The organism is Pseudoalteromonas sp. J2K-J979 (assembly GCF_058169715.2).
On the sequence record NZ_CM200281.1, the window covers coordinates 3402923 to 3426407 of the forward strand.

The 23485-nt window shown below is 41.7% G+C and carries 22 protein-coding genes; 11 read left to right on the forward strand and 11 right to left on the reverse strand.

The annotated features are described in order from the left end of the window. Position 1: 1 nt before the first annotated feature. Positions 2–1501 carry a sensor histidine kinase gene (locus AC3KVK_RS15575; protein ID WP_490311461.1) on the forward strand — a complete coding sequence of 500 codons (1500 nt, stop codon included), beginning with the start codon at positions 2–4 and terminating at the stop codon, positions 1499–1501. A 107-nt stretch (positions 1502–1608) separates the two neighbouring features. On the opposite strand, the gene AC3KVK_RS15580 is transcribed toward AC3KVK_RS15575, so the two are convergent. The 6 genes from AC3KVK_RS15580 to AC3KVK_RS15605 all read right to left on the reverse strand — a co-directional run bounded on the left by AC3KVK_RS15580 (position 1609) and on the right by AC3KVK_RS15605 (position 11380). Continuing rightward, the gene (locus AC3KVK_RS15580) at positions 1609–1878 is read right to left on the reverse strand and encodes a hypothetical protein (RefSeq protein ID WP_490311460.1); all 270 of its coding nucleotides are present in this window, start codon (positions 1876–1878) and stop codon (positions 1609–1611) included. 54 nt (positions 1879–1932) lie between these two features. Further along, positions 1933–2100: a hypothetical protein gene (locus tag AC3KVK_RS15585; protein ID WP_490311459.1), complete on the reverse strand. Its 168-nt coding sequence runs from the start codon at positions 2098–2100 to the stop codon at positions 1933–1935. A 174-nt stretch (positions 2101–2274) separates the two neighbouring features. Next, on the reverse strand, positions 2275–4461 hold the full coding sequence (locus AC3KVK_RS15590) for a S9 family peptidase (RefSeq protein WP_490311458.1): 2187 nt from the start codon (positions 4459–4461) through the stop codon (positions 2275–2277). A 164-nt stretch (positions 4462–4625) separates the two neighbouring features. Continuing rightward, entirely contained in the window at positions 4626–8105 is a 3480-nt protein-coding gene (locus tag AC3KVK_RS15595; protein WP_490311457.1) for a S8 family serine peptidase, read from the reverse strand. Between the two features lie 275 nt (positions 8106–8380). Then, entirely contained in the window at positions 8381–8962 is a 582-nt protein-coding gene (locus AC3KVK_RS15600) for a serine protease external chaperone (protein WP_490311456.1), read from the reverse strand. Positions 8963–8974: 12 nt separating this feature from the next. Continuing rightward, positions 8975–11380, reverse strand: coding sequence for a S8 family serine peptidase (locus AC3KVK_RS15605; protein WP_490311455.1), 2406 nt, complete (start codon positions 11378–11380; stop codon positions 8975–8977). A gap of 181 nt (positions 11381–11561) precedes the next feature. On the opposite strand from AC3KVK_RS15605, the gene AC3KVK_RS15610 reads away from it, so the two are divergent. Together AC3KVK_RS15610 and AC3KVK_RS15615 are read left to right on the forward strand one after the other, a co-directional pair. After that, positions 11562–12032 carry a DUF2721 domain-containing protein gene (locus AC3KVK_RS15610; RefSeq protein WP_490311454.1) on the forward strand — a complete coding sequence of 157 codons (471 nt, stop codon included), beginning with the start codon at positions 11562–11564 and terminating at the stop codon, positions 12030–12032. A 122-nt stretch (positions 12033–12154) separates the two neighbouring features. Then, positions 12155–12598, forward strand: a complete 444-nt coding sequence (locus tag AC3KVK_RS15615; RefSeq protein WP_490311453.1) for a c-type cytochrome — start codon at positions 12155–12157, stop codon at positions 12596–12598. 73 nt (positions 12599–12671) lie between these two features. Here AC3KVK_RS15615 and AC3KVK_RS15620 read toward each other — a convergent pair whose 3' ends face one another. Then, positions 12672–13352: a cytochrome b/b6 domain-containing protein gene (locus tag AC3KVK_RS15620; RefSeq protein ID WP_490311452.1), complete on the reverse strand. Its 681-nt coding sequence runs from the start codon at positions 13350–13352 to the stop codon at positions 12672–12674. A 175-nt stretch (positions 13353–13527) separates the two neighbouring features. Here AC3KVK_RS15620 and AC3KVK_RS15625 point away from each other — a divergent pair, with 175 nt between their 5' ends. The 3 genes from AC3KVK_RS15625 to AC3KVK_RS15635 are packed head-to-tail and all read left to right on the forward strand — an operon-like array spanning position 13528 to position 15358. Continuing rightward, on the forward strand, positions 13528–14370 hold the full coding sequence (locus AC3KVK_RS15625; protein ID WP_490311451.1) for a helix-turn-helix domain-containing protein: 843 nt from the start codon (positions 13528–13530) through the stop codon (positions 14368–14370). After that, the gene (locus AC3KVK_RS15630; RefSeq protein WP_490311450.1) at positions 14367–15080 is read left to right on the forward strand and encodes an AzlC family ABC transporter permease; all 714 of its coding nucleotides are present in this window, start codon (positions 14367–14369) and stop codon (positions 15078–15080) included. Before AC3KVK_RS15625 ends, AC3KVK_RS15630 begins: the two co-directional genes overlap by 4 nt. After that, on the forward strand, positions 15059–15358 hold the full coding sequence (locus AC3KVK_RS15635; protein ID WP_490311448.1) for a branched-chain amino acid transport AzlD family protein: 300 nt from the start codon (positions 15059–15061) through the stop codon (positions 15356–15358). Before AC3KVK_RS15630 ends, AC3KVK_RS15635 begins: the two co-directional genes overlap by 22 nt. Before the next feature lie 74 nt (positions 15359–15432). Here AC3KVK_RS15635 and AC3KVK_RS15640 read toward each other — a convergent pair whose 3' ends face one another. Beyond that, a complete protein-coding gene (locus tag AC3KVK_RS15640; RefSeq protein ID WP_490311447.1) occupies positions 15433–16602 on the reverse strand; it encodes an iron-containing alcohol dehydrogenase in 1170 nt (389 codons plus the stop codon). A gap of 163 nt (positions 16603–16765) precedes the next feature. Between AC3KVK_RS15640 and AC3KVK_RS15645 the strand changes: the two genes are divergently transcribed. Further along, positions 16766–17629 carry a LysR family transcriptional regulator gene (locus AC3KVK_RS15645; protein ID WP_490311446.1) on the forward strand — a complete coding sequence of 288 codons (864 nt, stop codon included), beginning with the start codon at positions 16766–16768 and terminating at the stop codon, positions 17627–17629. A gap of 42 nt (positions 17630–17671) precedes the next feature. Next, complete coding sequence (locus AC3KVK_RS15650) at positions 17672–18166, forward strand: glutathione peroxidase (RefSeq protein ID WP_490311445.1); 495 nt, start codon at positions 17672–17674, stop codon at positions 18164–18166. A gap of 47 nt (positions 18167–18213) precedes the next feature. Here AC3KVK_RS15650 and AC3KVK_RS15655 read toward each other — a convergent pair whose 3' ends face one another. Beyond that, a complete protein-coding gene (locus AC3KVK_RS15655) occupies positions 18214–18405 on the reverse strand; it encodes a PA3496 family putative envelope integrity protein (protein WP_490311444.1) in 192 nt (63 codons plus the stop codon). A 294-nt stretch (positions 18406–18699) separates the two neighbouring features. Between AC3KVK_RS15655 and AC3KVK_RS15660 the strand changes: the two genes are divergently transcribed. Then, on the forward strand, positions 18700–19491 hold the full coding sequence (locus tag AC3KVK_RS15660; RefSeq protein ID WP_490311443.1) for a YggN family protein: 792 nt from the start codon (positions 18700–18702) through the stop codon (positions 19489–19491). Between the two features lie 58 nt (positions 19492–19549). On the opposite strand, the gene AC3KVK_RS15665 is transcribed toward AC3KVK_RS15660, so the two are convergent. Then, positions 19550–21010: an aminotransferase-like domain-containing protein gene (locus AC3KVK_RS15665; RefSeq protein WP_490311442.1), complete on the reverse strand. Its 1461-nt coding sequence runs from the start codon at positions 21008–21010 to the stop codon at positions 19550–19552. Between the two features lie 104 nt (positions 21011–21114). Between AC3KVK_RS15665 and AC3KVK_RS15670 the strand changes: the two genes are divergently transcribed. After that, a complete protein-coding gene (locus AC3KVK_RS15670; protein WP_490311441.1) occupies positions 21115–22038 on the forward strand; it encodes a DMT family transporter in 924 nt (307 codons plus the stop codon). Here the strand turns inward: AC3KVK_RS15670 and AC3KVK_RS15675 are convergent. After that, positions 22006–22929 (reverse strand): diacylglycerol/lipid kinase family protein, encoded by a 924-nt coding sequence (locus tag AC3KVK_RS15675; RefSeq protein WP_490311440.1) that lies wholly within the window; start codon positions 22927–22929, stop codon positions 22006–22008. The two genes, AC3KVK_RS15670 and AC3KVK_RS15675, sit on opposite strands and share 33 nt — an antisense overlap. Before the next feature lie 273 nt (positions 22930–23202). On the opposite strand from AC3KVK_RS15675, the gene AC3KVK_RS15680 reads away from it, so the two are divergent. After that, the gene (locus AC3KVK_RS15680) at positions 23203–23343 is read left to right on the forward strand and encodes a hypothetical protein (protein WP_490311439.1); all 141 of its coding nucleotides are present in this window, start codon (positions 23203–23205) and stop codon (positions 23341–23343) included. The last annotated feature ends 142 nt before the right edge of the window (positions 23344–23485 follow it).

Consider the following 23485-nt stretch of genomic DNA (forward strand, 5'->3'; position numbering starts at 1 on the left):
TATGATGCTAAATCGCTTTTCTCTTTATCAAAAACTCGCAGCTTCATTATTTATTATTTTTAGCGCTGTGATCATACTGATTGTTAGCTGGAGTCAAACACTCGAGCAAGTCTCTCAACATCAAGCGCAACAGAAACTTCATTTACAACTCGCCGAACATTTAGTCGCTGATAATCCATTACTCAAAGAAGGCGTCTACGATTACAATGCATTGGAAAACCTGTTTCACACCTTAATGGTACTCGGCCCTGCATTTGAGTTTTACTTTGTTGACCCGAGTGGAGAAATCCTCACGTATTCAGCCCCGCAAGGAAAAGTGAAACGCAAAGATATCGATCTGGTCCCACTATTGGCACTCATCGAGCATCGCGACCAACTTCCAGTTTATGGTCAAGATCCACGCAACCTCGATAAACAAAAAATATTTTCGGTTGCGCCAGTCTATAGCCATGAAGAAGAACTACAACAAAAGCACTTACAAGGTTACCTGTATATCATTATTGGCGGCGAAGCCTACGACACGATTTTTAGTCGGATCCAAGCCAGCGATTCGTTAACGATCACTGCAATGTGGTTTGCCGCCGCTTTGACCTTTTTACTTTTGCTGCTGCTAGCCATCTTTCGCACCTTCACGAAACCGATCCAGCAACTTGCCGAGCAATTAATACAAATCGAAGCAACCCAATTTGATTTAAGTGAAATTAAATTAAAACCATGGCCTGATCACACTCACAATGAAATTCACCAATTAGGGCGTAGCGTAAACCAAATGCTGACACGCATTGATAATCAGCTTACACAACTTAAACAAAACGATTCGCAGCGCAGAGAGTTATTAGCACATTTATCGCATGACTTGCGCACGCCATTGGCTTCATTGCAAGGGTATCTAGAGCTCCTAAATCAAGCCATGCCGAGTGATGCCTGCGCACAACAAGCTGACTATTTAACGATCAGTCTCAATAACGCTAAACAACTAAAAAACCTGATCGACCAAATTTTTGAACTCGCGCACCTTGAGTCTGGCCACGTCGCCATTAATAACGAGCGCTTTAACCTCGGCGAGCTCATTTACGATTGCTTGGCTAAATTTGCCCTTAAAGCGGAGCAAGCGGGAGTGACGCTAAAAGTAGAGCCCCACATATGTGATTTTATGGTCTTAAGTGATATTGCCAAACTTGAACGCGTACTGAGTAATTTAATCGACAATGCCCTACGCCACACACCATCAGGAGGCAGCATCACACTCAGAGTCACTCCTCAGGGGCAAAAAATAAAACTGCAAGTATGTGATACCGGCAGCGGCATCAAAGCCGAAGAAATCGATTATATTTTTGATGCCCGCTACCGAGCTAGCAACGCCCAAGGTTGCAAAAAGACCCATGGCGGCTTAGGTCTCGCCATTTGTAAGCAATTACTTAAATTACTGCATAGCGATATTCAGGTGTATAGCCAATTAGGCAAAGGCACACAGTTTGAAATGGTCTTGATGAAGAGCTAAATTCATAAATTAAGCACTGCTGATTATATTACAATACACGAGTGGCACCGTTAAAAATAATCGACAGCCTATGTTTGTTCTCTAAATTAGGCTGTCTTTATGATGTTTTAAACAGATTGCTTTTTAAAGAAACCAGCTGCAAAAAATAACACGGTTGCGATAGAACTAGTAATTATACTCGCAACGATCACTCCCACTATTACCATTGGCGCATCATTACTTTGCGTCGGATTGATACGTTCAATAATGAGTGAAAAACAGTAAATGCTCATAAAAGGCAATAAGAGCAAAGTCGTAACTTGAGCAGCCTTTTTCTTAAAGTAACGAGCTAGTAGCGCGATAAACATTGCTAATATTAACAATAATAATTTACTCATTTAACATGCTCTCCTGACGTTATAATTATTTGTATTCGAATTTGGCAACTCTTCCTATTTTCTTCTAACTAGTTCACGTAACTTATATAATAACTCTCTTTCATACCCATCTAATGCCAAACAACCTTTAGCAACAAGAGCACCATTTTCATTAAATAGAGCAGCTTGGGCGGTGCTAATATATATAAATAGCACTACAAAAGTAAATTTTAAAAACTTCATAATTATTCCTGCAATCAAACCACAACCAAAAAAGGTACAGAAAGAAGGGACTTTAAACTAAATTGAAAGAACATCAATATAAATTAGAGAGATATGCGCAAATACACTTTGTATAAAAAAGCCAACCTCATTTTCATAAGGTTGGCTTTTTAAAATCTAAATTTACAACAAATTTTAAAGCGTGTTTTTCCCGGCTAAATCAAGAATAAACGCATACTCTAACGCGCTATCTTTTAAGCCTTTGAAGCGTCCAGACGCCCCGCCATGACCGGCTTCCATATCCACTTTAAATAGCAGTTTATTGTCATCGGTTTTATGCTCACGAAGCTTGGCCACCCATTTAGCTGGCTCGAAATATTGTACTTGTGAATCGTGTAGGCCCGTCGTAACTAACAAGTTTGGATACGCTTGTTTTTTAATTTGATCGTAAGGCGAATACGACAGCATGTAGTCGTAATAGGTTTTATCATTTGGATTGCCCCATTCGTCGTATTCATTGGTCGTTAGCGGAATAGTTTCATCAAGCATGGTTGTCACTACATCAACAAACGGCACATGGGCTGCCACACCTTTATACAATTCTGGTGCTTGGTTGATCACTGCCCCCATTAATAAACCACCCGCACTACCGCCTACAGCAAAGACTTGATTTTGACTCCCATAGCCCTGTGAAGTCAGCGCTTTAGTGACGTCAATAAAGTCGTTGAAGGTATTTTGTTTAGTCAGTTTTTTACCATCATCATACCAAGGACGGCCGAGCATTTGTGAACCGCGAATATGGGCAATCGCATACACAAAGCCACGGTCAAGTAAGCTTAAACGATTGCTTGAAAAGCTTGGATCCATGGTTGCACCATAAGACCCATAACCATATTGATACAGCGGGTTCGTGCCATCTTTTTTGAATTTATCTTTTCTATACACCAATGAAACAGGCACTTCGACGCCATCACGAGCTTTGATAAAAATACGTTCAGAAGCATAGTTTTCGGCATTGAAATCACCCAGCACTTCTTGCTGCTTCAGCTGGTCTTTTTCGCCGCTGACTAAATCAATGTCATAATGTGTGCCCGGTGTCGTCATGCTGGTGTAATAAACACGTAATGATGAGTTATCGAGTTCTGAATTTCCATACATATAAGCTGCGAACGCAGGGTCATTAAACGATAAACTTTGCTCTTTTTGCGTGGTTAAATCACGCACTTTAATGCTTGTTTGGCCTTTTTCACGCTCTTGATACACTAAATGATTATTAAACAGTGTGATCCCTTCTAGCTTAATGTTGGCACGATGCGGGATCACTTCTTGCCAATTAGTTTTATCACCTAGCTGATCTTGGCGCACTTTCATTAATCGGAAATTCACGGCGTCCCAGTTAGTCGTAATATAATAATACTCACCGAGCTTAGCAGCATCGTATTCTAAGCCTTTTTCACGTGGAACTAAACGCTGCGGCATAGCGGTAGGGCTATTCGCATCAATCACCGATACACCTGCAGATTCAGTGCTGCCATGGCTGATGAAAATGACGCTGCCATCTTTGCTTTTACCAATGCCGGTATAATAGCTGTTGTCTGTTTCTTCATACACTAATTGATCTTCACTTTGCGCTGTTCCTAACGTATGACGAAACACTTGATAACCCAGCAGGGTTTGAGGATCTTTTTTGATGTAATAAACCGTTTTATTATCATTGCCCCACACCACACTGCCTTGAGTGCCTTCAAGCACATCTGGCAGCATTGCTTTGGTGGTTAAATCTTGAAATTTAACTGTATAAATCCGGCGACTGACTTTGTCTTCACCATACGCCATCAACTGACCACTTGGGCTCACATTTAAACCGGCAACCTGATAATAAGTATGCTCTTTTGCTAACTCATTTACGTCCAATAAAACTTCTTTATTCGCACCTTTTACATCACTGCTACGCACATAAATTGGGTATTCGTTATCCCCGCGCATTTCTGATGAATAAAAATACTGACCTTTTTTGACCGGGACTGAATCGTCGTTTTTCTTAATGCGTGCTTTGAGTTCTTCAAACAAATTCGCTTGCAGTTTTTCGGTGTGTGCTAATTGCGCATCGGTGTAATTATTTTCAGCTTCCAAGTGCGCTAAGATTTCTGGATCTTCACGTTTGTCATCACGCATCCAATAATAATCATCGACACGTTTGTCACCGTGTATTTCCATTTCAAAAGGGACTTTTTTCGCAATAGGTGCCACGACTTGTTGCGAACTAGCAACAACGGTCGTTTGCTCTTTTTGAGCCGCGGTTTGTGTTGGAGCTTGATCTGAACACGCACTGAGTAACGCTAAAGAAAGAACAGTGAGTGAGAAAGGTAGAATTTTTGCCATGATGAGAGTGCATTCCTATTTTTATTTTTCATCGAAATTTCATCATAGAACAGAGTGAGGATTCATACTATAGACTGATGTAAATGGTTGTAAATTATTTCCTTCAACATATAAAAGGCCCATCTAAAAGATGGGCCTAATTCAAATAATTAATTAGTTATCAATTATTTTTGTTTTCTGCGGCGTAACCAAGCAAATGGTGCGGCCAACAATACAAACCAACCTAATGAACCTGATGATTTTTTGTAAACTTTAGGTGGCTCTGGCACAACTGGTTGCTCTGACGCTTCATCTAACTCGTTCGTTAGCATAATCATCACTGTTGCAGCGTCTGATGCATTACCTTGCTTATCGATTGCAACAACTTTCAGTGTAATTTCTTTATCACCTTTGTCGTAATCCAAGAAATCAGTATCAGTCACCACAACTTCACCGTTGTTATTAACACTTACACCTTGCGTTGTTTGTGAATGAACATAATATTCAACCACATCCAAATCAAGTGCTGATTCCTTAATCACTAACTGGCCAATAACCGTCCCATTAGCTGCAGTTTCAGACACTTCGAAACTCGCATCTTCTAGCATTGGTGACGCTATGCTTGGTAATGATGCTAAATCACTCGCTGTCACAACTTGAACAATATCTTGTAGAGAATTTGTGTTTAATGCAAAACTACTGTCTGCAGACACAATCGCTTTCTCACCTGGAGCAAGTGTATTGACCATTGTTGACCCGTCAGCAGTACTAAGTAATGCCACTGAAGTCGGTGAAGCAAAAGCCGTTGAACCTGACAGGTTATCTGTTTCATAGTAAACACCTAGCGTATAACTTGGGTAACCAACAGATGCATGGATATTAATTGGCGAACCAAGCTGATCAGCAGTCAAACCAATTAAATCGCTACACGCAGAGAATGTAACTGTATCTGAACCTGAAGAATGATACATTGGCGTCACATATGTCCAGTTGATGACATCATCAACAATCGGGCCTGACACTGTACGGCTTCGTCCAGGAATCGCTGCGCTGCGACCTACATCATTGTAATTTGCGAATGCATAATCGAATCGACCATCATTATCGATATCAAATAGCATCTGCGCACCTACCTGGCGTAAGTGTGCAACTGCATCACGCATCTTAATTGAGGCTGTAACCAGTACCCCAGTTGAACAGCCATCTAATGCCAAAGCATTAAAGGTGGTCGATAAGATATTAAAATCTTTACTTGCGTCAGCGTCAGCTTTAGCCACTAAGTTTTCTGCAATTGGGGTAACATCAGTAAAACCAGTATTTTCAACCACCCATTGCACTTTATCATTCACAACTTCTGCATTAACAGTTAATGCTGTCGCCGCTTTTGGTAAAACATGATAAACGACATGTAAATCATGGTCGCCATCAGTAGCCGGATCATCAAATACCAACGCACCGTCAAACTCAGAGCTTGTTAATGCTGGGCTACGTGCAGCTAAATCGTCTGCAGAGAATGGGTTTTCTAATGTCCATTCTGGTAATTTAGCAGGATCAATTGTTAATGTTACATCAAAGTTGACTGACTTACCGGCCGGTACTGTAACCGAAGCAGGTATATTCCACATCAGTGCACCGCTTTCGTCATCATTACTGTAACGCGCTTCTGTACGCAAGTTGTAAGTTTTCTCTTCTTTAGAGAAGTTTTTAACTGTGACAGTCTTCGTCATTGATGTTGTTTCTGTTAATACTTCTAAACCAAACGATAACGCTGCTTGATTTGTATCGAACTCAGCATGGTGTACCCAAGCTGCAACAGGTAAATTGACTGCTTTTTCAACATCAACTAAACCCGCACCTATCATACTAATTGGCGCAAGCTCTGACTCAGGGTTAATCTCAAGTGGCTCATTGGTCACGTTAAGGTTCGCTGAGTTCATGATTGTTGCTTTGATTTCAAATGCATTGCGATCTGGTAATGCTTCACGAATTAGCGCAACTGCACCTGCAGTCATAGGACCTGAGAATGAAGTACCTGTCGCTGGCGCTAACTGATCTTGTGTTCCCGTTGCAGCAACCAAAATACTTGTACCCGGAGCGGTGATTTCTGGCTTCAATAATCCGTCCATTGACGGGCCACGAGAAGAGAAACCAGCAACAGCACCGGCTGTTTTCTTAAGTTCAACTTTAAATGCAAATTCTGGTGCTGCCGCATCTTTAAGTGCCATACCCGCTGCATAATTTATCCCAACTGAAGGAATCGTTACTGCATCGCTAGACCCCCCCATAGGAGCTGGTGTGCCATCATCATTATTATTTGCGATGATTACAAATGCCGCACCTTTCGCTTGTGCAACAAGTACTTTAGTAACAAACGCACATGCACCACGATCAAGCAATACAGCTTTACCTGTAAAATCAACTCCATCAGCAAAGTCTTCACAGGCTGTTTGGTTCATGTCTGGATAAACAAGTTCAATTGTTTCATTGGTAAATTCAAACGCTGTTTGAGGACCAAAGCTCGCACCTTGTACAACGGTTTCTTCGCCTGCAACTTGGCCAGAGCCAGCTGCAATTTCGTTCGCAGGATGCGTCATTGCACCTACAGATAACGCGTTAGGCGTAGTACTCGGGCCACCAATACGAAATGGATGATCGCCGTCATTACCCGCAGAAATCACCATGTTCACGCCTAAATCCACTGCGCGCTGGATTAAATACTGCGTACCACCACCCGTCCACGTATCACCAAACTCACCACCTAGAGACATATTGATAACATCGACACGGTCAGAAATATCACCGTCACCATTGGGATCCATCGCGGCTTCGAGTGCTGCAGCTTGTGCTGCACCTGGGCAGCCTCCGCCACACACAGAGTACACATACAATTCAACTTCAGGCGCAATACCAGTCACTGAATGTGATACTGAGGTACCATGACCTGTTGGGGCACTTTCTGGATCGCCAAACGCTGGATCATTTTCAATTGGGTCAGCATCGTCACGCATAAAGTCGTAACCGCCTTTCACTTGGCCTTGTGGCCACGCAACACTGGCTGGATCTGATTGCGCGGCTTCATACGCTTCAACCGTTCCTTCGCCACCGAAAATGGCATGAGTATAATCAATACCCGTATCAAGAACGGCTACTTTCTGCGTCGCACCCGTCGCAACGCTACTACTTACAACCGGTGTCGCTTTGATGTAATCAGCTGATGCAGCAATGTGCAACTCACTGTCAAACATAGGTAGAACACGCTCAACACGTGCATCTTTAGCAATTGCATCAAGCGCTTCTGGCGTTGCTTCAACAATCAACGACGATGCCAATACTTTGGTGCGACCAATCACTTTAGCGTTAAAATCTAAACTCGATAACTCAAATGCAACTTCGCGCTGAGCCATTTCAATCGCCGCGATACTCGCTGAACCTTTCGCTGCACTGTATGTACCTTGATTAACCATATCCACTGATGTGGTAGCTTTTAGTACGATCATATGTGCAGATGGTGCTTTTGTTTGAATATCTTGTAATGACACCGCGGTTTCTGAATAGTGCTTAGTTACCGCTACCGCCTGTGCTAACTCAGCTGATACATTGGCAGCAAATAGCCCACCAGTGACAGCCAAAGCGATTGCTGATTTTTTCATGATTCCCTGAGACATACTTAAACCCCTAAGTAGTTTGTTAATTATATGTAGAATAATTTGCAGGTAACCACTATATAATTGCCGACTATCACAAAGCAACAATTTAGAGACAAAAAAACACAATAAAGAAACATTAAATTAACAGCGGTAATATAAGTAATAAAATAAAAAATCTAACACATTGTTACTAATCAATAATAATTGAACTCCTAATACAAAAAAGCCCAAAATGATAATAACCATTTTGGGCTTTTCAAGTGCCGGTTCAGACCGGTAAATTAATTAAACCATTAAAACGCTTGATTTAGATTTTCTAATTTCTCTAGCTTTACCGCTGTGACTAAACCAGAAGCGGCAATTTTCCCTTGTAGTTGCGTAAGATCAACTTGACTCACAGGCTTCACGATCACCACATCAATATTGAGATCTTTCACAACAGCCAAATTAAACTGCTCTAATAATGCGTTTAGATTCGCCTGATTATCAACCAATACCGCAAAGTTGCCAGTTACTACTGCAAACCCACCAGAGATATGATTTTTCATCACATCTCCTGCAAATAACCCCTCTTCAGTCGTTGGAGTTGTTCGCGCTGATTTTACAAGTGCGTACTCACCTTGCTTGCCAATCACTTCGCTTGGAGTAGCCAAAAACTCAGGAACTGCCTTCATATCAAGTACTTTTTTATAACCATCAGAGATAAGTTGGCTATCATGTTTAAAGTCACTTGCTTTGAATGTTGGTAAGTTTACATTCACATTCGCTTGAGCATCTCGTTTAAACTCAGCTGGCAGTTCTGTTGCCAATGATTGAAATGCAATACCCGAAATAGCTAGACCACTCGAAAGAGTCAGTATATTTTTAAATTTCATAATCTTAATTCCTTACTCTACACGACCAGTCACACGAACGCCCCAACCTTCAAGTACTGAAGGCGCTTCATTCGGGAAAACAACGCTTAATTGATCATTACCATTTTCATACACGATTTGCTCAGGGCTAGCGGCGTCAACCACTTTAACCGTCCATTCACCTTTACTACTTTCACCGTAAAACGCATGTGATAAGAAGCTCACACTTGGGCTATGTATGTAACCATTTAAGTAGTATTTAGAACTAGCAATTGCAGGTGTTAAGTTTGCCTGACCCGATGATAAGATGATTGCTTTCGTACCAGAAGGTGACGTTACTTCAATCGCTAAATCTGTTGCTGCAGATGACTGAATATCGCCTGAAATTTGCTCGTTACTGTAATCAAAACGTGTTTCAGGGTTAGCAATTGTGAAGCTAAATTGCATCGCCTCGACCGTTAAATCAGCATCAACCACCATTGTATGCGCTGCACCTACAACTGAGTTATTCGGTACAGTTAGTGCTAAAGACTCACCTACCGATACAAACTCAGGGCCAGCTTCACCAATAACAACATCAACAGCTTGGCCATTAAAGTACCAGTCACTTTGTACTTGTGGTGAAAGCGACGTAAAGTTTTTAGCCATTTTTACTGCTTCACCAGCATTGACACGACCTAACCCATAAAAGTTATTAAATTTATACCCTGCTGCGTTTTCAACCCAACCTAAATGAGCTGTAAAGTCGCCATCAGCCGTTTCACGAATAATAGGAGCATTATCAGGATCGGTTTGTGATGCTGTTGACGCTAAAACATGCTTGATATCACGTGCTGTTAAAGCTGGATTTGCTTCCATTACAAGTGCTACCACTCCAGAAGTATTCGGAGCCGCAGAAGACGTCCCATTCATACTATTGGTATAGTTACAGCTTGGGTTTAGTGGGTGCCCTGGAGCATCAAAAAAGTGATAGCTATATGCAAAACCTGCTGGAGTACCCCAAAATTGGCCGTACAAGCTATCCATAAAACTCAAGAAAGGAAAACCTGATGAGCCATTTAAACACGTCATATTATCAGTGGTGATCATGGCAGGTTCCCATTGACCATTTTCACCAGCTGGTGCGGTAACAAATAAGCCACTGCCTGATGTAGAATAACTGGTGCGTTTTCCATTGGCTTTTAATGCGCCAACAGTGACATGGTTTAAGCTTCTGTTTGATGCTGATACATTCATATCAATACAACCTAAGCCCAACTCATTTGTACCCGCCATTTTACAAAAATCACCATCACTGTGGCGACCCGATTCAAAGTCATTACCTGAGGCATTAACACTAATCGCCCCTTTGCCATTTCGAAGTACAGTTGGCGCATACGACGTCATCATTTCTTCAATTTGATCGTCAGGTAAAAACAACGCCGGCGTATACCCATAGCTTCGGTTAAATAACACTTCTTCGTCAGGAGTAATACCACTTCCTGGCAGGCCATTAACAATTGCTTGAACAGTAAAATCGCCCTGATTAGTCTTTTTATGAATAAAGTTCATGCCGATTAGCTGCGCATCAGGAGCCACACCGCGGCCCCCTTTTCCGTTCCAACCTTCAGCAGCAATCAAGCCAGCAACTGCAGTACCATGATCGCTGTAATCACCAAATGATTGGTAAATTCCATCTTCCGGCACCGGTTTTGTTGGATCCGTTTGGTCAAATGCACCTGGATTAAAATTGAGTGAGCGATAAGGAACAACGTTATCATCTAAGTCTTCATGGCGGATTTCTAAACCCGAATCGACCACGACAGCAATAACACCTTGACCTGTAACGCCGTGCTGATAAGCCTCAGCAACATTCATGTCTGCGCCAACACGTGTCAGATTTTCATTAAAATAGTCCAGACGCGACTGCTTATAGGCTGCAATCTCTTCATCTGTTTCTAAGCCATTTATTTTAGCCATCGCTTCTAAGAATTCATTGCTACGAGCAAAGGCACGCTGACCAGTATTGCGAAGGTGCCACTGCTCATTCGCTAACGGATCGCTCGCAACACCTGAAATATTGATTTTTGCAGAGGCTGATTTTCCATTTGCTGTTACTGTGTAGTCAATGGATGCATCTTCACCGGTTAATGAGGTATAAGTAAAGTCACGTCCATCCAAGGTCAATGTGCCGTGACTAAAGTGGTATACACCTTCAACGCCTATCACTTCTTGACCATTTTCAGCAAAACTAAAGCTTAACGCATCGCCATTAGAGTCAACGGCTTTTAATGAATCTTGAACAGGAACCCAATGCTTCAAGCTAGTTAATTCGACATTGCTTGCACGAGGTGGGACATCTTTAATTTCGACTTTTTTATCGTTATCGCCACCACAACCGGACAGCGTAACTAGGATGGCTGCAGACAGTGCAGACATTTTAAATACTGAATGTTTCATAAATTCCCTAAGATTTTATTATTTTGAGCCAAACGAAGGTACACCGCCCCTGATTAACATACAACACGCTGTTTACATTGGTTTTCAAAAAGGTTCACTCCTAAATACATCCCATAACAGCTCAATTGCAGTCCACTTACAAACAAGGCATAGTGGGATGATATTTACTAAGGCTCATATAATGACTCCTGATGCTCTGAACATTCTCACCATGGCTAAACTTATCCAAACAGCGGTCGCTCCAGTGTTTTTAATTACGGGTGTCGCTGCCACGTTAGGGGTGTTATCAAACCGTTTAGCTCGGATTACAGACAGGGCGAGGCAGCTCGAAAAAAAAGTTCGCACGACTCCAGATGATTCTCTTAAAAAACAGCTGACAATAGAGCTTCGCGCTCTTTGGAAGCGAGCTCGCTGCATTCATATTTCGTTTAGCTTAAGTGTGCTCAGTGCCTTACTCGTGTGTACTGTTGTTATGGCACTGTTTATTAGCCATTTACTTGAAATGAACCTCAACACGACAATTGGTATTAGTTTTGTGGGAGCAATGCTACTGTTAATATTCGCAATGCTGTCTTTGTTGGTTGAGGTATTTCTCGCAACTCGCTCAATGCGCAGAGGCATGATATTTACTCATATCGACCTTGATGATTAATACCAACTACAATTTCTTTCATTATGTTAAGGTAATGTATTAAACGTATTTTATTGCAGCCTTTACACGCTTAGGGTAAAAAGGTTTGTCGATTAAATAATTATTAGTTCAGGGGTGAATCTATGAAAAAAACACTTATTTTATTGGGCGCGTTACTTAGCGCACCCACTATGGCAGACACTGTATTTGAAGAACCAGCCGACGCGATTGAATACCGCCAAGCGGCCTTTTCAATGATCCGTGTCCAAATCAGCGATATGGGTGACATGTTAAAAGGAGCCGTCCCTTTTGATGCAAAGCGCTTCCAAATGCGTGCCGACAATGCCGCTGCATTATCAAAAATGCCATGGGAAGCATTTGGCCCAGGTACAGACAAAGGTGAAACCAGTGCATTAGCCGCTGTTTGGTCACAAAATGACGAGTTCATGAAAAAAGCGACCGCTTTTCAAGACTATGCAGACAAGCTAGCCGTAGCAGCGCAGTCTGGCGACAAAGCTGCCATAGGTAAAGCATTTGGCCCATGGGCGAAAGGCTGTAAAGATTGCCACAAAACATTTAAAGATTAAGCTCATTACTTAACCTTTAAATGCAGATATAAAAAAAGCGCCTAAGGCGCTTTTTTTTATATCTGGTGACCCACTAACCGATTAACGTTTTAATCGATTCCAGCCCCCAGGTTGATACTATGATGACTTCAAGAACCAGCCAGATAAAAAAGGCAACCCAGCCTGACTTTATATTGATCGCATCTGCGCTTATTGAGGCCGAAGCCGAGGTATTCATTTTGCCGGTGATCATCGCCTTAACCAGTGGCTTGCCACGCAAACGATAAATAACAATGGCCAAAATATGCAAGCCAATAGCAATCAGTAATCCATCAAAAATCAAACGATGCAAACTACTCGCCTGCTCAACCCAAGCCGAATCGACAACCGATACCAATGGACCATCTGTCAAAATATCATCGGTGGTCATCAGACCGCTGACCGCTTGAGCCAACACTAAAACAAAAAATAACAACACCATATAGCTACCTGCAGGGTTGTGGCCTATGCTTTGTTTGCCATGTTTGATTGACTGCCAGACCGCTTTGGGGCCATGAAATAAAGCACTCAACCTTGCAGTATCACTGCCGATTACCCCCCAAATTAATCGCGTAATCACTAATGTAAGGACACTAAATCCAGCAATAAAGTGAACCGCCATCCACCCCTCTTCACCACTGAAGTAAAGTAATGCAATCAAACTCACCAACGCCCAATGGAAAAAGCGAACAAATCCATCCCAAACTTTAATCGGTTGTGTGTTATCTGTATTCATATTTCAAATCTTGTCATCAAACCTGTATTTATAGTGCCATGAACTGCTGTGATTGCCTATTAAGACGCGATTAACCCGCATATATTTTCGTCGTATTGCGCAATTTTCTACAAGCTTTGTCAATTTGCTTCGATATACTGAATGTCAGCTAATCAATCGAGAGAGTGGAGTACGCATGAGTTCAGAACAATCACATTTCCATTACCATGCAGATCTAAATGGCTTAGAAGTGCTGCAAGCCAGTTTTAAGCATCAAAATTTCTCTCGCCATTGCCATGAAGGTTACACCATAGGTTTGATTGATTGTGGCGCACAAAAGTTTTTTCGTAGCGGACACGATCATATCGCCCCACAAAATAGTATTATTTTAGTCAACGCCGACCAAGTGCATAATGGCCAAACAGCTACAGAGCAAGGCTGGTCTTATCGTGCCATGTATCCAACACCAGAGCACTTTGACCAATTGGCTCATCAGCTCAGTGGCAGCCGCTGTGGCGCGCCATATTTTGATCAAGCCGTATGGCATTCACCAACGCTTGCGAACCAACTGAATGTTTTATTAGAAACACTAACTCAGCCCAGTAACACCTTACTTAAAGAAAGTTTATTCCATACCTTTATGGTGCAATTAATGCTTGCGAGTAAACACACACCACGCTCACTTAAACCTATGCCTCACAAAGCTAACCTCACCCGCGCTCAGCAGTTTTTAGATGAGCACTGTACTCAAGAAGTCAGTTTAGAACGCCTTGCTACTTTATGTCATTTGAGCCCATTTCATTTTATTCGCCAATTTAAAAAGCAGTTCTCACTTACTCCGCACGCATATCAGATCCAACGACGGTTGCATCAAGCCAAGCAGCTTTTAAAGCTCGGTAGCACGGTGATAGACACTGCAATCTCGTGCGGATTTCACGATCAAAGCCATTTTCATCGTCACTTTAAAGCCAATTTAGGCATTACACCAGGTCGATATAGCCAACTATTCAAGACCAGCTCAGTAAGGAGTGGTGAATGAAAAAGGCACTCTTAAAAGGCTTTTTTGACATGCTGCCACTCAATTTGGCTGTCATTCCATGGGGCATATTATGTGGTTCGCTCGCCATTCAAAATGGTTTTACCGCACTTGAAACCCAACTGATGTCCTTACTGGTTTTTGCAGGCTCTGCCCAATTAGTGGCGATTGAGTTGATTAGCCAAAATACCCCATTAATCACCATTGTATTTACCACCTTTATTATTAGTTCTCGGCATTTTTTATATGGTTTAAGTATTCGCCACAAAGTAATTGCACAACCTTTGCGCTGGCGACTTCCTGTTAGTTTTGTTCTTACCGATGAACTCTTTGCTTTTTCACATCACCGAAAAGCATATCAAACAAAAACCCGATTAATTTACGCACTCAGCGCCGGATTCAGTTTTTATATTTGCTGGAATATCTGGACGTTACTTGGCATTGTCGCAGGTTCTTTGCTTCCTGATTTAACCAATATGGGGCTCGACTTCGCGATTGCCACCACCTTCATTGCTTTAGTGATCCCGGGCATTAAAAGCTGGCCAATATTTGTCACGGTCTGCATTGCTGGGATCGCAGCAACCTACTTAAAATCCCTCGGCTTTGAGCTTTGGCTAGTGGGGGCGGCTTTGCTGGCAATGAGTGCGGGTTATGGTTGTGAACAATTAATTAAAAAATACAAGGCAACGCTATGCTCATCACTATCCTCTTAATGGCCTGTGTCACGTTTACGAGTCGATATTTATTTTTACATCGCGCCTTACCCTTCACTGTCGGGCAAAAGCTGCAACAGTTTTTAAGCTACAGTGCGCCTGCAGTACTGACCGCTATTTGGGTGCCGATTGTCTTATTAGAAGATGGTGCGTTAAACCTTACATGGTCTAACCCATATATTCCGGCAGCCATAGTGGCGATTGCCGTTGCAGCCAAAACAAACAATATCTACTACACATCACTGGCAGGACTGGCTGTATTCTTTTTATTGCGTTAGCATTCGAACTCTACAAAAAACGCCCTAAAACATCTGTTTTAGGGCGTTTTTTGTTTTGATCTACATGATGTTATTTAAACACTGGCTAAAAGCACTGCCTTGCTTTTTGCAAGCGTAACATCTTGATGCTCACCTAATGCAGTCATGCCATGGCGTTCAAGTTGCGTCACTATAACATCGGCGACTTCAGTCCCTAATTGGTAATCACTAAAACGAGTTGGCATTTCAACACTATGGAAAAACGCTTCTGTTTTTAAAATTACTTGGTCAATCACGGTATCAATATCTGACTGCTTGTCTGAGTCTGGTGTTAACTGCCATACACGCTCAGCATATTGCAGTAACTTACCTTGTTTGACTTCGCGTTGCGCTGCCAACATTCTGGGCAAAACAATCGCTAAAGTTTGTGCATGATCTAGCCCATACACCGCTGTAATTTCATGACCAAGCATATGGGTAGACCAATCTTGTGGCACACCTGCACCAATTAAGCCATTAAGGGCCATGGTCGCTGCCCACATCACATTAGCTCGTACCTCATAATTTTTAGGGTCACTAAATACTTTTGGCCCTTCTTCAATTAAGGTCAACAATAGCCCTTCTGCGAATCTATCTTGTACCTTAGCATTCACATCGTAAGTTAAATATTGCTCAATTGTATGAACAAATGCATCCACAATCCCATTGCTTAGTTGGCGCTGCGGCAGTGAAAAAGTCACATTTGGATCAAGAACAGCAAATTTTGGCTGCACTAATGGGCTAGCAAATGGGAGTTTGTCGTTTGTTTCAAGGTTTGATACTACGCTAAAAGTGTTCGATTCCGAACCCGTTGCCGGGAGCGTTAAAACCACTCCTAACGGGAGTGCGGCATCAATCTGGGCCCCTTTAGCTAAAATATCCCAAGGTTCGCCATCAAATAACGCGGCGGCGGCAATAAACTTGCTGCCATCAATCACTGAGCCACCACCCACAGCCAAAACATAATCAAGTTGGTGTTCTTTTATCAATGCCACCGCTTTCATTGTGGTTTGGTAACTAGGATTAGGCTCAATCCCGGAAAACTCCTGCCAAGAATGATCTTTTAATGCAGCCACAACCTGATCATACACACCATTCGATTTAATACTGCCTCCGCCATACGTCAGCAATACGCGGGCGTCTTTGGGGATTTCATGGGCTATCTGTGCGATTTGCTCGGCGCCAAAATGAATGTGCGTACTGTTTACAAAACTAAAATTTAACATGACCATCCTCAGAGTTTAACGGTATTGATATTTTTCCAACCAAATTGTAGCTGTCAAAAACAAAATGATAAGACGTAATTATGCGAATCAGTTTTGCACAGCTGCAACAATAAATGAGTTACACTTAATAAATCACGTTTTCATCAATAATAAAGATTAAGTCATGTGGCAAGGTATCGAAGAATTTTTTCATGTCGTTGAGCACGGCAGCTTCACACTAGCAGCCAAACAGATGGATGTGTCAACTTCACACATCAGCAGACAAATCAGTCAGCTCGAGCAGCGGCTCGGCACCGAATTAATCAAACGCACCACACGTAAAATTCATCTCACTGATGCCGGCCGCCAATATGTTTCAAAACTAAAAGCCATTCGCCAAGAACTCCTTGATGCCAATGCTTTGCTGCAAGGTGAGCAGCAATCTCCAACTGGGCATATTCGCATTACCGGGGCAGGTGAATTTGTCGCACGTACAGTTGCACCTTTATTGGCCGAATTTATAAAGTACCACCCACAAGTCAGCATCGAAATGGATTTTAGTAATCGCAATGTCAATTTAATTGAAGAAGGATTCGATTTGGCGATACGTTTTGGCCGGATGCAAGATTCAAATTTAATCGCTAGGCCACTGACCCATCGAGCCATGACGCTTGTTGCCAGCCCAGAGTACCTTGCATCTCATCAAGCCCCTATCCATCCAAGACAGCTCAAAGATCATAATTGTCTCATTGCGATCGGTAATCGTTGGCGTTTTAAAATAGATAACAAAATTGAAGAAGTAAAAGTGCAAGGAAACTGGCGCAGTAATCATGGCGATGCGTTAATGCATGCATGTTTAGCCGGCTTAGGCATCGCTCATCTTGCGAAAGATTTGGTCGCAGATTACCTGCAAGAAGGTCAACTTTGTTCACTGCTGGATGAATTTCAAGTCACCGACAACGCCACCTGGTTAGTCTATCCACGAAAAGACCTGATGCCCCATCGAGTGCGTTTATTAATCGAATTTTTAACACAGCACTTTAGTTAAGTTCAGTAATCACCTTAGAATCAAAAAAGAAGAAGTAGAACCATGACCACAATTTATCAATTTAAGAGTACCAGTTTACAAGGTGCATCTATCGACTTATCAGCTTATCAAGACAAAGTCGTACTGATCGTCAATACGGCCAGTCAATGCGGGCTCACGCCTCAATACGAGGGATTAGAAGCTCTTTATCAACAATATAAAGATCAAGGGTTGGTGATCCTTGGCTTCCCATGCAACCAATTTCGACAGCAAGAGCCAGGGACTGCTCAAGATATCGCTCAAGGCTGTTTGATTAATTACGGCGTAAGCTTTCCCGTGATGGAAAAAGTCGATGTGAATGGCAAACACGCAGATCCTATTTTCCAATACCTAAAAAGTGCATTGCCTGGTACTTTCGGAAATTGGATAAAGTGGAACTTTACAAAGTTTTTAATCGGACGAGACGGGCAGCCACTAAAGCGCTATGCCCCCACCACAGCACCAGAAAAAATAGAGCAAGACATCAAACAAGCGCTCAAACAAGTGACAAAAAGCTAAATAAAGCGCATGAAAAAGGGGCTATTAAAGCCCCTTTCTATAAAATTTTAGTCATTTAAGTAACTGTCGAAATCATCGTCACCGAGATTCTTTCTTAAACGCTTTTGCTCTAAGTAATCATCGATTTTACGCTTTACTTTTCGCTTTTGATTATCGTTTTGCGCCTTATTAGTTGGCTCAAAATCATCATCGCTATCGTAAGCATCATCAAAATCGTCATATGAATACGTTTTACCCACACCTATCTCCAAAAACAGGAATTTATACAGTTAACTTCTAAGTTGAATAAATAGCGCCAAATTAATAATTAGCAAAGAAAAATATTTTTATCGTATTGATAAAAATATTAAATCGAACTGTTTTTAATGACCAATTTAACTAAAAAGTAGTCAAACACATCACTTAAATTGAGTTCCTGCTTATCTAAAAAAACAATAACCAATTGAAAAACATATTAAAATATTTGTGGCATCGATATTGAAACACTCCTAACAACAAAACAGCTAAACGAACAAAATACAGGACTCGCAATTATGAAATCAATTATTTTACTGAGCTCAGCTTTAATGGTCGGATCGGCAATGGCGCACTCAAATGTGAATAACCTCACCGTTTCATCTGATTCATGCAATATCGACATTCAACAAACCCTAAAAATTACACCCAATATGCTTGAAGTCGAAAATAATGAACACCAAGTAATGCAAATCGACCAGCACGGTCAGTTATACATCAATCAACAACAAGTAAATGTCACGTCAGCTCAGCAAACAATGCTTCAGCAATATGCTGAAGGCTTACGTACTAGCATGCCACAAGTGGCCGAAATAGCCTTAGAAGGCGTTAAGATTGCAGGTGTCGCGCTTGATGAAGTCAGCACCGCCTTCGGGTTGCACAACACAGACAGTATGACGCGTTTAATGGATGAAGTGTCGGTCAAAATTAATGAGAGTTTCTATCAAGATGGGACGTTTGTGATTGATCAACATAATTTTACCAACATAGAAAATCATTTCGATGAGCAATTTGATCAAGAAATTGAACGTGCGATGGAAGAAGCCGTAATGAATTCAATTGGTAGCTTACTCGTCTCTCTCGGCTCAGAGTTATTGGGTGCAGGTGGCAATATGGAAGAATTCGAAAACCGCATGACACGTATGGGTGAACAAATTGAACTAAAAGTTGAAGCTCAAGCCCATCAACTTGAAGCCCGAGCTAATGCGTTGTGTGGTTCGATAGAACAACTCGCACAGACAGAAAAAACGTTGCAACAAAGCTTACCTATACTAAAAGGCTATGATTTATTCGCTGCAAATCACCACTAAAATAAACGGTGTTCACCAGCAAGCCTTGTCAGTCATCAGCAAGCAGCAATCGGCCACATTACGTGGCCGATTGCTTTTTAATTTGTAATGATGCAGCAAGTCCACCAAGCGTCACCAGTGCCTGCTCAATGCCTACGTGCCATGGTAAACCATAACTCAAGCGAACACAGCGTTGATATTTATTACTGGCCGAAAAAATACTCCCAGGTGTAATACTTATGTTGTGTGCGAGCGCCAGATGAAATAACCCTGTCGCATCAATGCCCGCGGGTAGCTCCACCCACAGTACACATCCTCCTTGAGGATCGCTGACACAGGTTCCTACTGGGAAATGTTTCAATACAAAATGAATCATTCGTTCTTTATTTGAACGTAAGATTTGCCGCAGCTTAACCAAGTTTCGATCGTATTCACCGCTGGCTAAAAATTCAGACAATGTCCATTGATTTAATAATGGCGAAGAGCAGCTAAACGCCCGTTTTAATCCTAGTGCTTTTTGTGCATATCGACCTGCAATTAACCAGCCGATGCGATAACTCGGAGCGGCTGTTTTAGAAAACGAAGCACACGAAATAACCAAGCCTTTTTTACTGTAATATTGAGCTGGTTTACCTCGCGGGCCATTAAAATACAAATCACCATAGACATCATCTTCAATCAATACCACATCATGGGATTCTAACAATGCAACTAAATCAGCACGTTTTTGCTCTGGCATCAACGACCCAACGGGATTATTCAAAGCTGTGGAAAAAACACAAGCAGTAATAGCGTGTTGCTGCAATGCATTGCTTAAATCCTCAAGCCAAATCCCTTTTTCACTACAAATTGGAATCTCAATCGCTTTGAGCCCAAGGTTTTCAATTAGCTCTATGATGCCAAAGTAAGTCGGCGATTCAATTGCAATCACATCTCCTGGCTTTGCGACACATTGCAACGCAATCGCAAGGGCTTCTTGTGCTCCATTCGTGATAATTAGCTCATTAAAATCCACGCCAATACCGACATCTAAATATCGATAGATAAGTTGCTTTTTTAATGGGGCAAACCCATCCATTGCACCATAATTAATGCCTTGATGCCCTGACATCGTCATCACTCTACGCATCGTACGCGCTAATGCTTTGTCGGTTGAGCAGGCCGCGATCGGATTGGCGATACCAAAAGGCACAACACCTCTACGATGTATTGCTTCATAGACTTGCTCAATCAGAGATTGTTTATTGACAGCAATGGGATGCGAAGATAAGCGGCGCCGTTTTGGTTTTTCAAACTGTGAATCCATCGCTTTTAGAAAATACCCAGATTTTGACTTAGCCTCTATCAAACCTTGGTGCTCTAATTCTAAATAAGCTTGTTTTACGGTTGGAATACTGACATTTAATTTTGCGGCCATATTGCGTAAAGAAGGCAGTTTTTGCCCTGCCTGCAAGGTATTTTGTGCTTTCATTTCACGAATGAGCTGGGCCACTTGCTGGTATAAGAATTCTGTTTTTTCACGATTAACAATAGTCGACATAAGCACAAATCTGTATAGGTCACATTTTCATTTATCTGTATATGTTAACTATACACAAAAACGGTAAACTTCCCACCATCTCCCCTGAAAAGATAAATTACGTTATGAAAACGACTTTGCTCTACCTTGTTACAGTCCTGATTTGGGGCTCAACTTGGTTCGCGATTGAGTTCCAACTCGGTGACGTTGCTGTTGAAGTGTCGTTATTTTACCGATTTGCACTCGCGGCTGCGTTGATGTGGATATTTTGCACAATCAAAAAACTGCCCATGCGTTACCCACTCAAACAGCATGGCTTCTTTGTCCTGCTTGCAGTATTTAACTTTGGTGCAAATTATTTAATCCTATACTGGGCACAAGCATACTTAACTTCAGCCATGACCTCTATTGCATTTTCACTACTGTTATTGATGAACATCATTAATACACGGATCTTTTTTGGCAAACCCATTGCGCTGAGAATTTATTTAGGTGCGTGCTTGGGTGTAATTGGGATCGTCGTACTGTTTTGGGCTGATCTGGCTGATTTAACGCTTTCGAATGGCGCAGTGATCGGGTTACTTTTATCACTGGCTGGCACATTTGCCGCATCACTTGGCAACATGATCAGTGTTCGCAATTCACATGCTCACATTCCAGTGTTGCAAGGGAATGCCTGGGGGATGTTTTATAGTGCTGTTTTATTAATGATTTATATCACTCTCAGCGGTGCTCAGGTATCACTCCCAACGACCCCGAGCTATCTTATTTCACTTGTTTATTTGTCTGTGTTTGGCACTGTAATTGCTTTTGGCTGCTACTTTGCGTTACTCAAAGAAATAGGGCCTGAAAAAGCCAGTTATGTGATTGTGCTTTTTCCACTTGTGGCCGTGGTATTAAGCACCTATTTTGAAGGGTTTATCTGGACGACGAATACGATTCTCGGCTTCAGCTGCGTGTTATTAGGCAATGCAATTGTGCTAACTCCGGTTAACAAACTCAAAGCACTCTTAGGCTCATCCCCAGTGAATGCCATAAAAGTGCATTAACCAAAAGGGCTTCGGCCCTTTTTTACGGTATCTGCAATTTAAGACCATGAGCAATAACTGTAATTGTGGCGGGGGTAACCCAACAAATTCACCATCGGCCTCTATAGCCAATCCTGCAGCATCGATTTTAAACATAGTTGCATCGCATGTTTTAACTGCACGTGCGCGCAAATGAGCACCAAAATACACTTTCATTAAATAGAGTATTTTTTTCACAACGCTCAGCTCTTCAATCATCACACAATGCATATACCCGTTCGATAGATCTGCTAACGGTGCTATTTTCATGCCGCCAGCAAAATATCGGCCATTCGCAAACACCGTCATGAAATTACGATAACGATATTGTTTATCCATTAACTTGAGGATGATACTTACCCCCTTATAAACAGTAAGCTGTTTTAATGCCAACCGTAAATAGTGAAATTTAGGCCATGCTGTCCGCTGATAACCCCCTTGGCTCGCTACCACCGCGCCATCAAAGCCAACCCCCGCAATATTAATAAATCGCCGTTGATTTATCACACCAAGATCAATGAATTGAAACTGTTCAGAAAAAACAGCTTGTTTAAATTCGGCCAAAGACCAACCTAATCCTCGGGCAAAGTCATTGCCTGTACCACAAGGAAGCAGCGCCAAAGGTACATTAAAACCAGCCATTGCGTTAATTGCAAGATGAAGGGTGCCATCCCCCCCTAAAGCCACCACTTTACAACAACGAGGTAAATGTTGAGAAAAATAGCGCTGATTTTCACTTAGCTCAGAGTGAGTTTCATAAAGCAAATAACTCAACTTCCTCACTGATAATTCATCGCATAACCAATTAAGTAAATGCCGTTTTCGGGCATGATAAAATGGGGTTGTGACAATTAAATAAAGTTCAGCCTGCACTCGATTAGATTTCTTAGCCAGTAATAAAACATTTTTAGCATACCGAGTTATGTAACAAATGCGACCTCTTTTATTGAGTAGAGATTTACTTATGCAGTTTTAAAGCTTAAAAACAGACTTTTATTCATAAAAAAACGTTAATTATTCACCTAACAAACCACCCGAAAAATCATTAGATTTTCTAATACCTAAAAAGTAAATATTCTCATTAGTAATGCAATGAACTTGTGTGCAAAATAGTCAACAAGTTAACCAACCAATATGAGAAAAGTAATGACATCAATGAATATAAATGCGCAAGATCAAGGTATCAACCAAGTAACTAAAAGCAATAGCAAACGTGCCAAGTTAATTTTAAAATTAAATAGTTATGGTAGAAAGCTTGCTTTGGCGAATGCTGTAAAATACAAATAAAAAGTAATACCAAAATTACTTTTCTTGACGATGTAATCTCGTGTGAGTGAATAATCCGCACCCAACCACAGCGATCATTCACCACATACTCCACAGGTTACATCATCATTATTTTATTTAAGGACTAACTCGTCCAAAATCA

Excerpts from the sequence above, each read along its gene's own strand:
- AC3KVK_RS15575 (WP_490311461.1), top strand. The coding sequence starts at position 2 with ATGATGCTAAATCGCTTTTCTCTTTATCAAAAACTCGCAGCTTCATTA.
- AC3KVK_RS15580 (WP_490311460.1), bottom strand. The coding sequence starts at position 1,878 with ATGAGTAAATTATTATTGTTAATATTAGCAATGTTTATCGCGCTACTA.
- AC3KVK_RS15585 (WP_490311459.1), bottom strand. The coding sequence starts at position 2,100 with ATGAAGTTTTTAAAATTTACTTTTGTAGTGCTATTTATATATATTAGC.
- AC3KVK_RS15590 (WP_490311458.1), bottom strand. The coding sequence starts at position 4,461 with ATGGCAAAAATTCTACCTTTCTCACTCACTGTTCTTTCTTTAGCGTTA.
- AC3KVK_RS15595 (WP_490311457.1), bottom strand. The coding sequence starts at position 8,105 with ATGTCTCAGGGAATCATGAAAAAATCAGCAATCGCTTTGGCTGTCACT.
- AC3KVK_RS15600 (WP_490311456.1), bottom strand. The coding sequence starts at position 8,962 with ATGAAATTTAAAAATATACTGACTCTTTCGAGTGGTCTAGCTATTTCG.
- AC3KVK_RS15605 (WP_490311455.1), bottom strand. The coding sequence starts at position 11,380 with ATGAAACATTCAGTATTTAAAATGTCTGCACTGTCTGCAGCCATCCTA.
- AC3KVK_RS15610 (WP_490311454.1), top strand. The coding sequence starts at position 11,562 with ATGACTCCTGATGCTCTGAACATTCTCACCATGGCTAAACTTATCCAA.
- AC3KVK_RS15615 (WP_490311453.1), top strand. The coding sequence starts at position 12,155 with ATGAAAAAAACACTTATTTTATTGGGCGCGTTACTTAGCGCACCCACT.
- AC3KVK_RS15620 (WP_490311452.1), bottom strand. The coding sequence starts at position 13,352 with ATGAATACAGATAACACACAACCGATTAAAGTTTGGGATGGATTTGTT.
- AC3KVK_RS15625 (WP_490311451.1), top strand. The coding sequence starts at position 13,528 with ATGAGTTCAGAACAATCACATTTCCATTACCATGCAGATCTAAATGGC.
- AC3KVK_RS15630 (WP_490311450.1), top strand. The coding sequence starts at position 14,367 with ATGAAAAAGGCACTCTTAAAAGGCTTTTTTGACATGCTGCCACTCAAT.
- AC3KVK_RS15635 (WP_490311448.1), top strand. The coding sequence starts at position 15,059 with ATGCTCATCACTATCCTCTTAATGGCCTGTGTCACGTTTACGAGTCGA.
- AC3KVK_RS15640 (WP_490311447.1), bottom strand. The coding sequence starts at position 16,602 with ATGTTAAATTTTAGTTTTGTAAACAGTACGCACATTCATTTTGGCGCC.
- AC3KVK_RS15645 (WP_490311446.1), top strand. The coding sequence starts at position 16,766 with ATGTGGCAAGGTATCGAAGAATTTTTTCATGTCGTTGAGCACGGCAGC.
- AC3KVK_RS15650 (WP_490311445.1), top strand. The coding sequence starts at position 17,672 with ATGACCACAATTTATCAATTTAAGAGTACCAGTTTACAAGGTGCATCT.
- AC3KVK_RS15660 (WP_490311443.1), top strand. The coding sequence starts at position 18,700 with ATGAAATCAATTATTTTACTGAGCTCAGCTTTAATGGTCGGATCGGCA.
- AC3KVK_RS15665 (WP_490311442.1), bottom strand. The coding sequence starts at position 21,010 with ATGTCGACTATTGTTAATCGTGAAAAAACAGAATTCTTATACCAGCAA.
- AC3KVK_RS15670 (WP_490311441.1), top strand. The coding sequence starts at position 21,115 with ATGAAAACGACTTTGCTCTACCTTGTTACAGTCCTGATTTGGGGCTCA.
- AC3KVK_RS15680 (WP_490311439.1), top strand. The coding sequence starts at position 23,203 with ATGACATCAATGAATATAAATGCGCAAGATCAAGGTATCAACCAAGTA.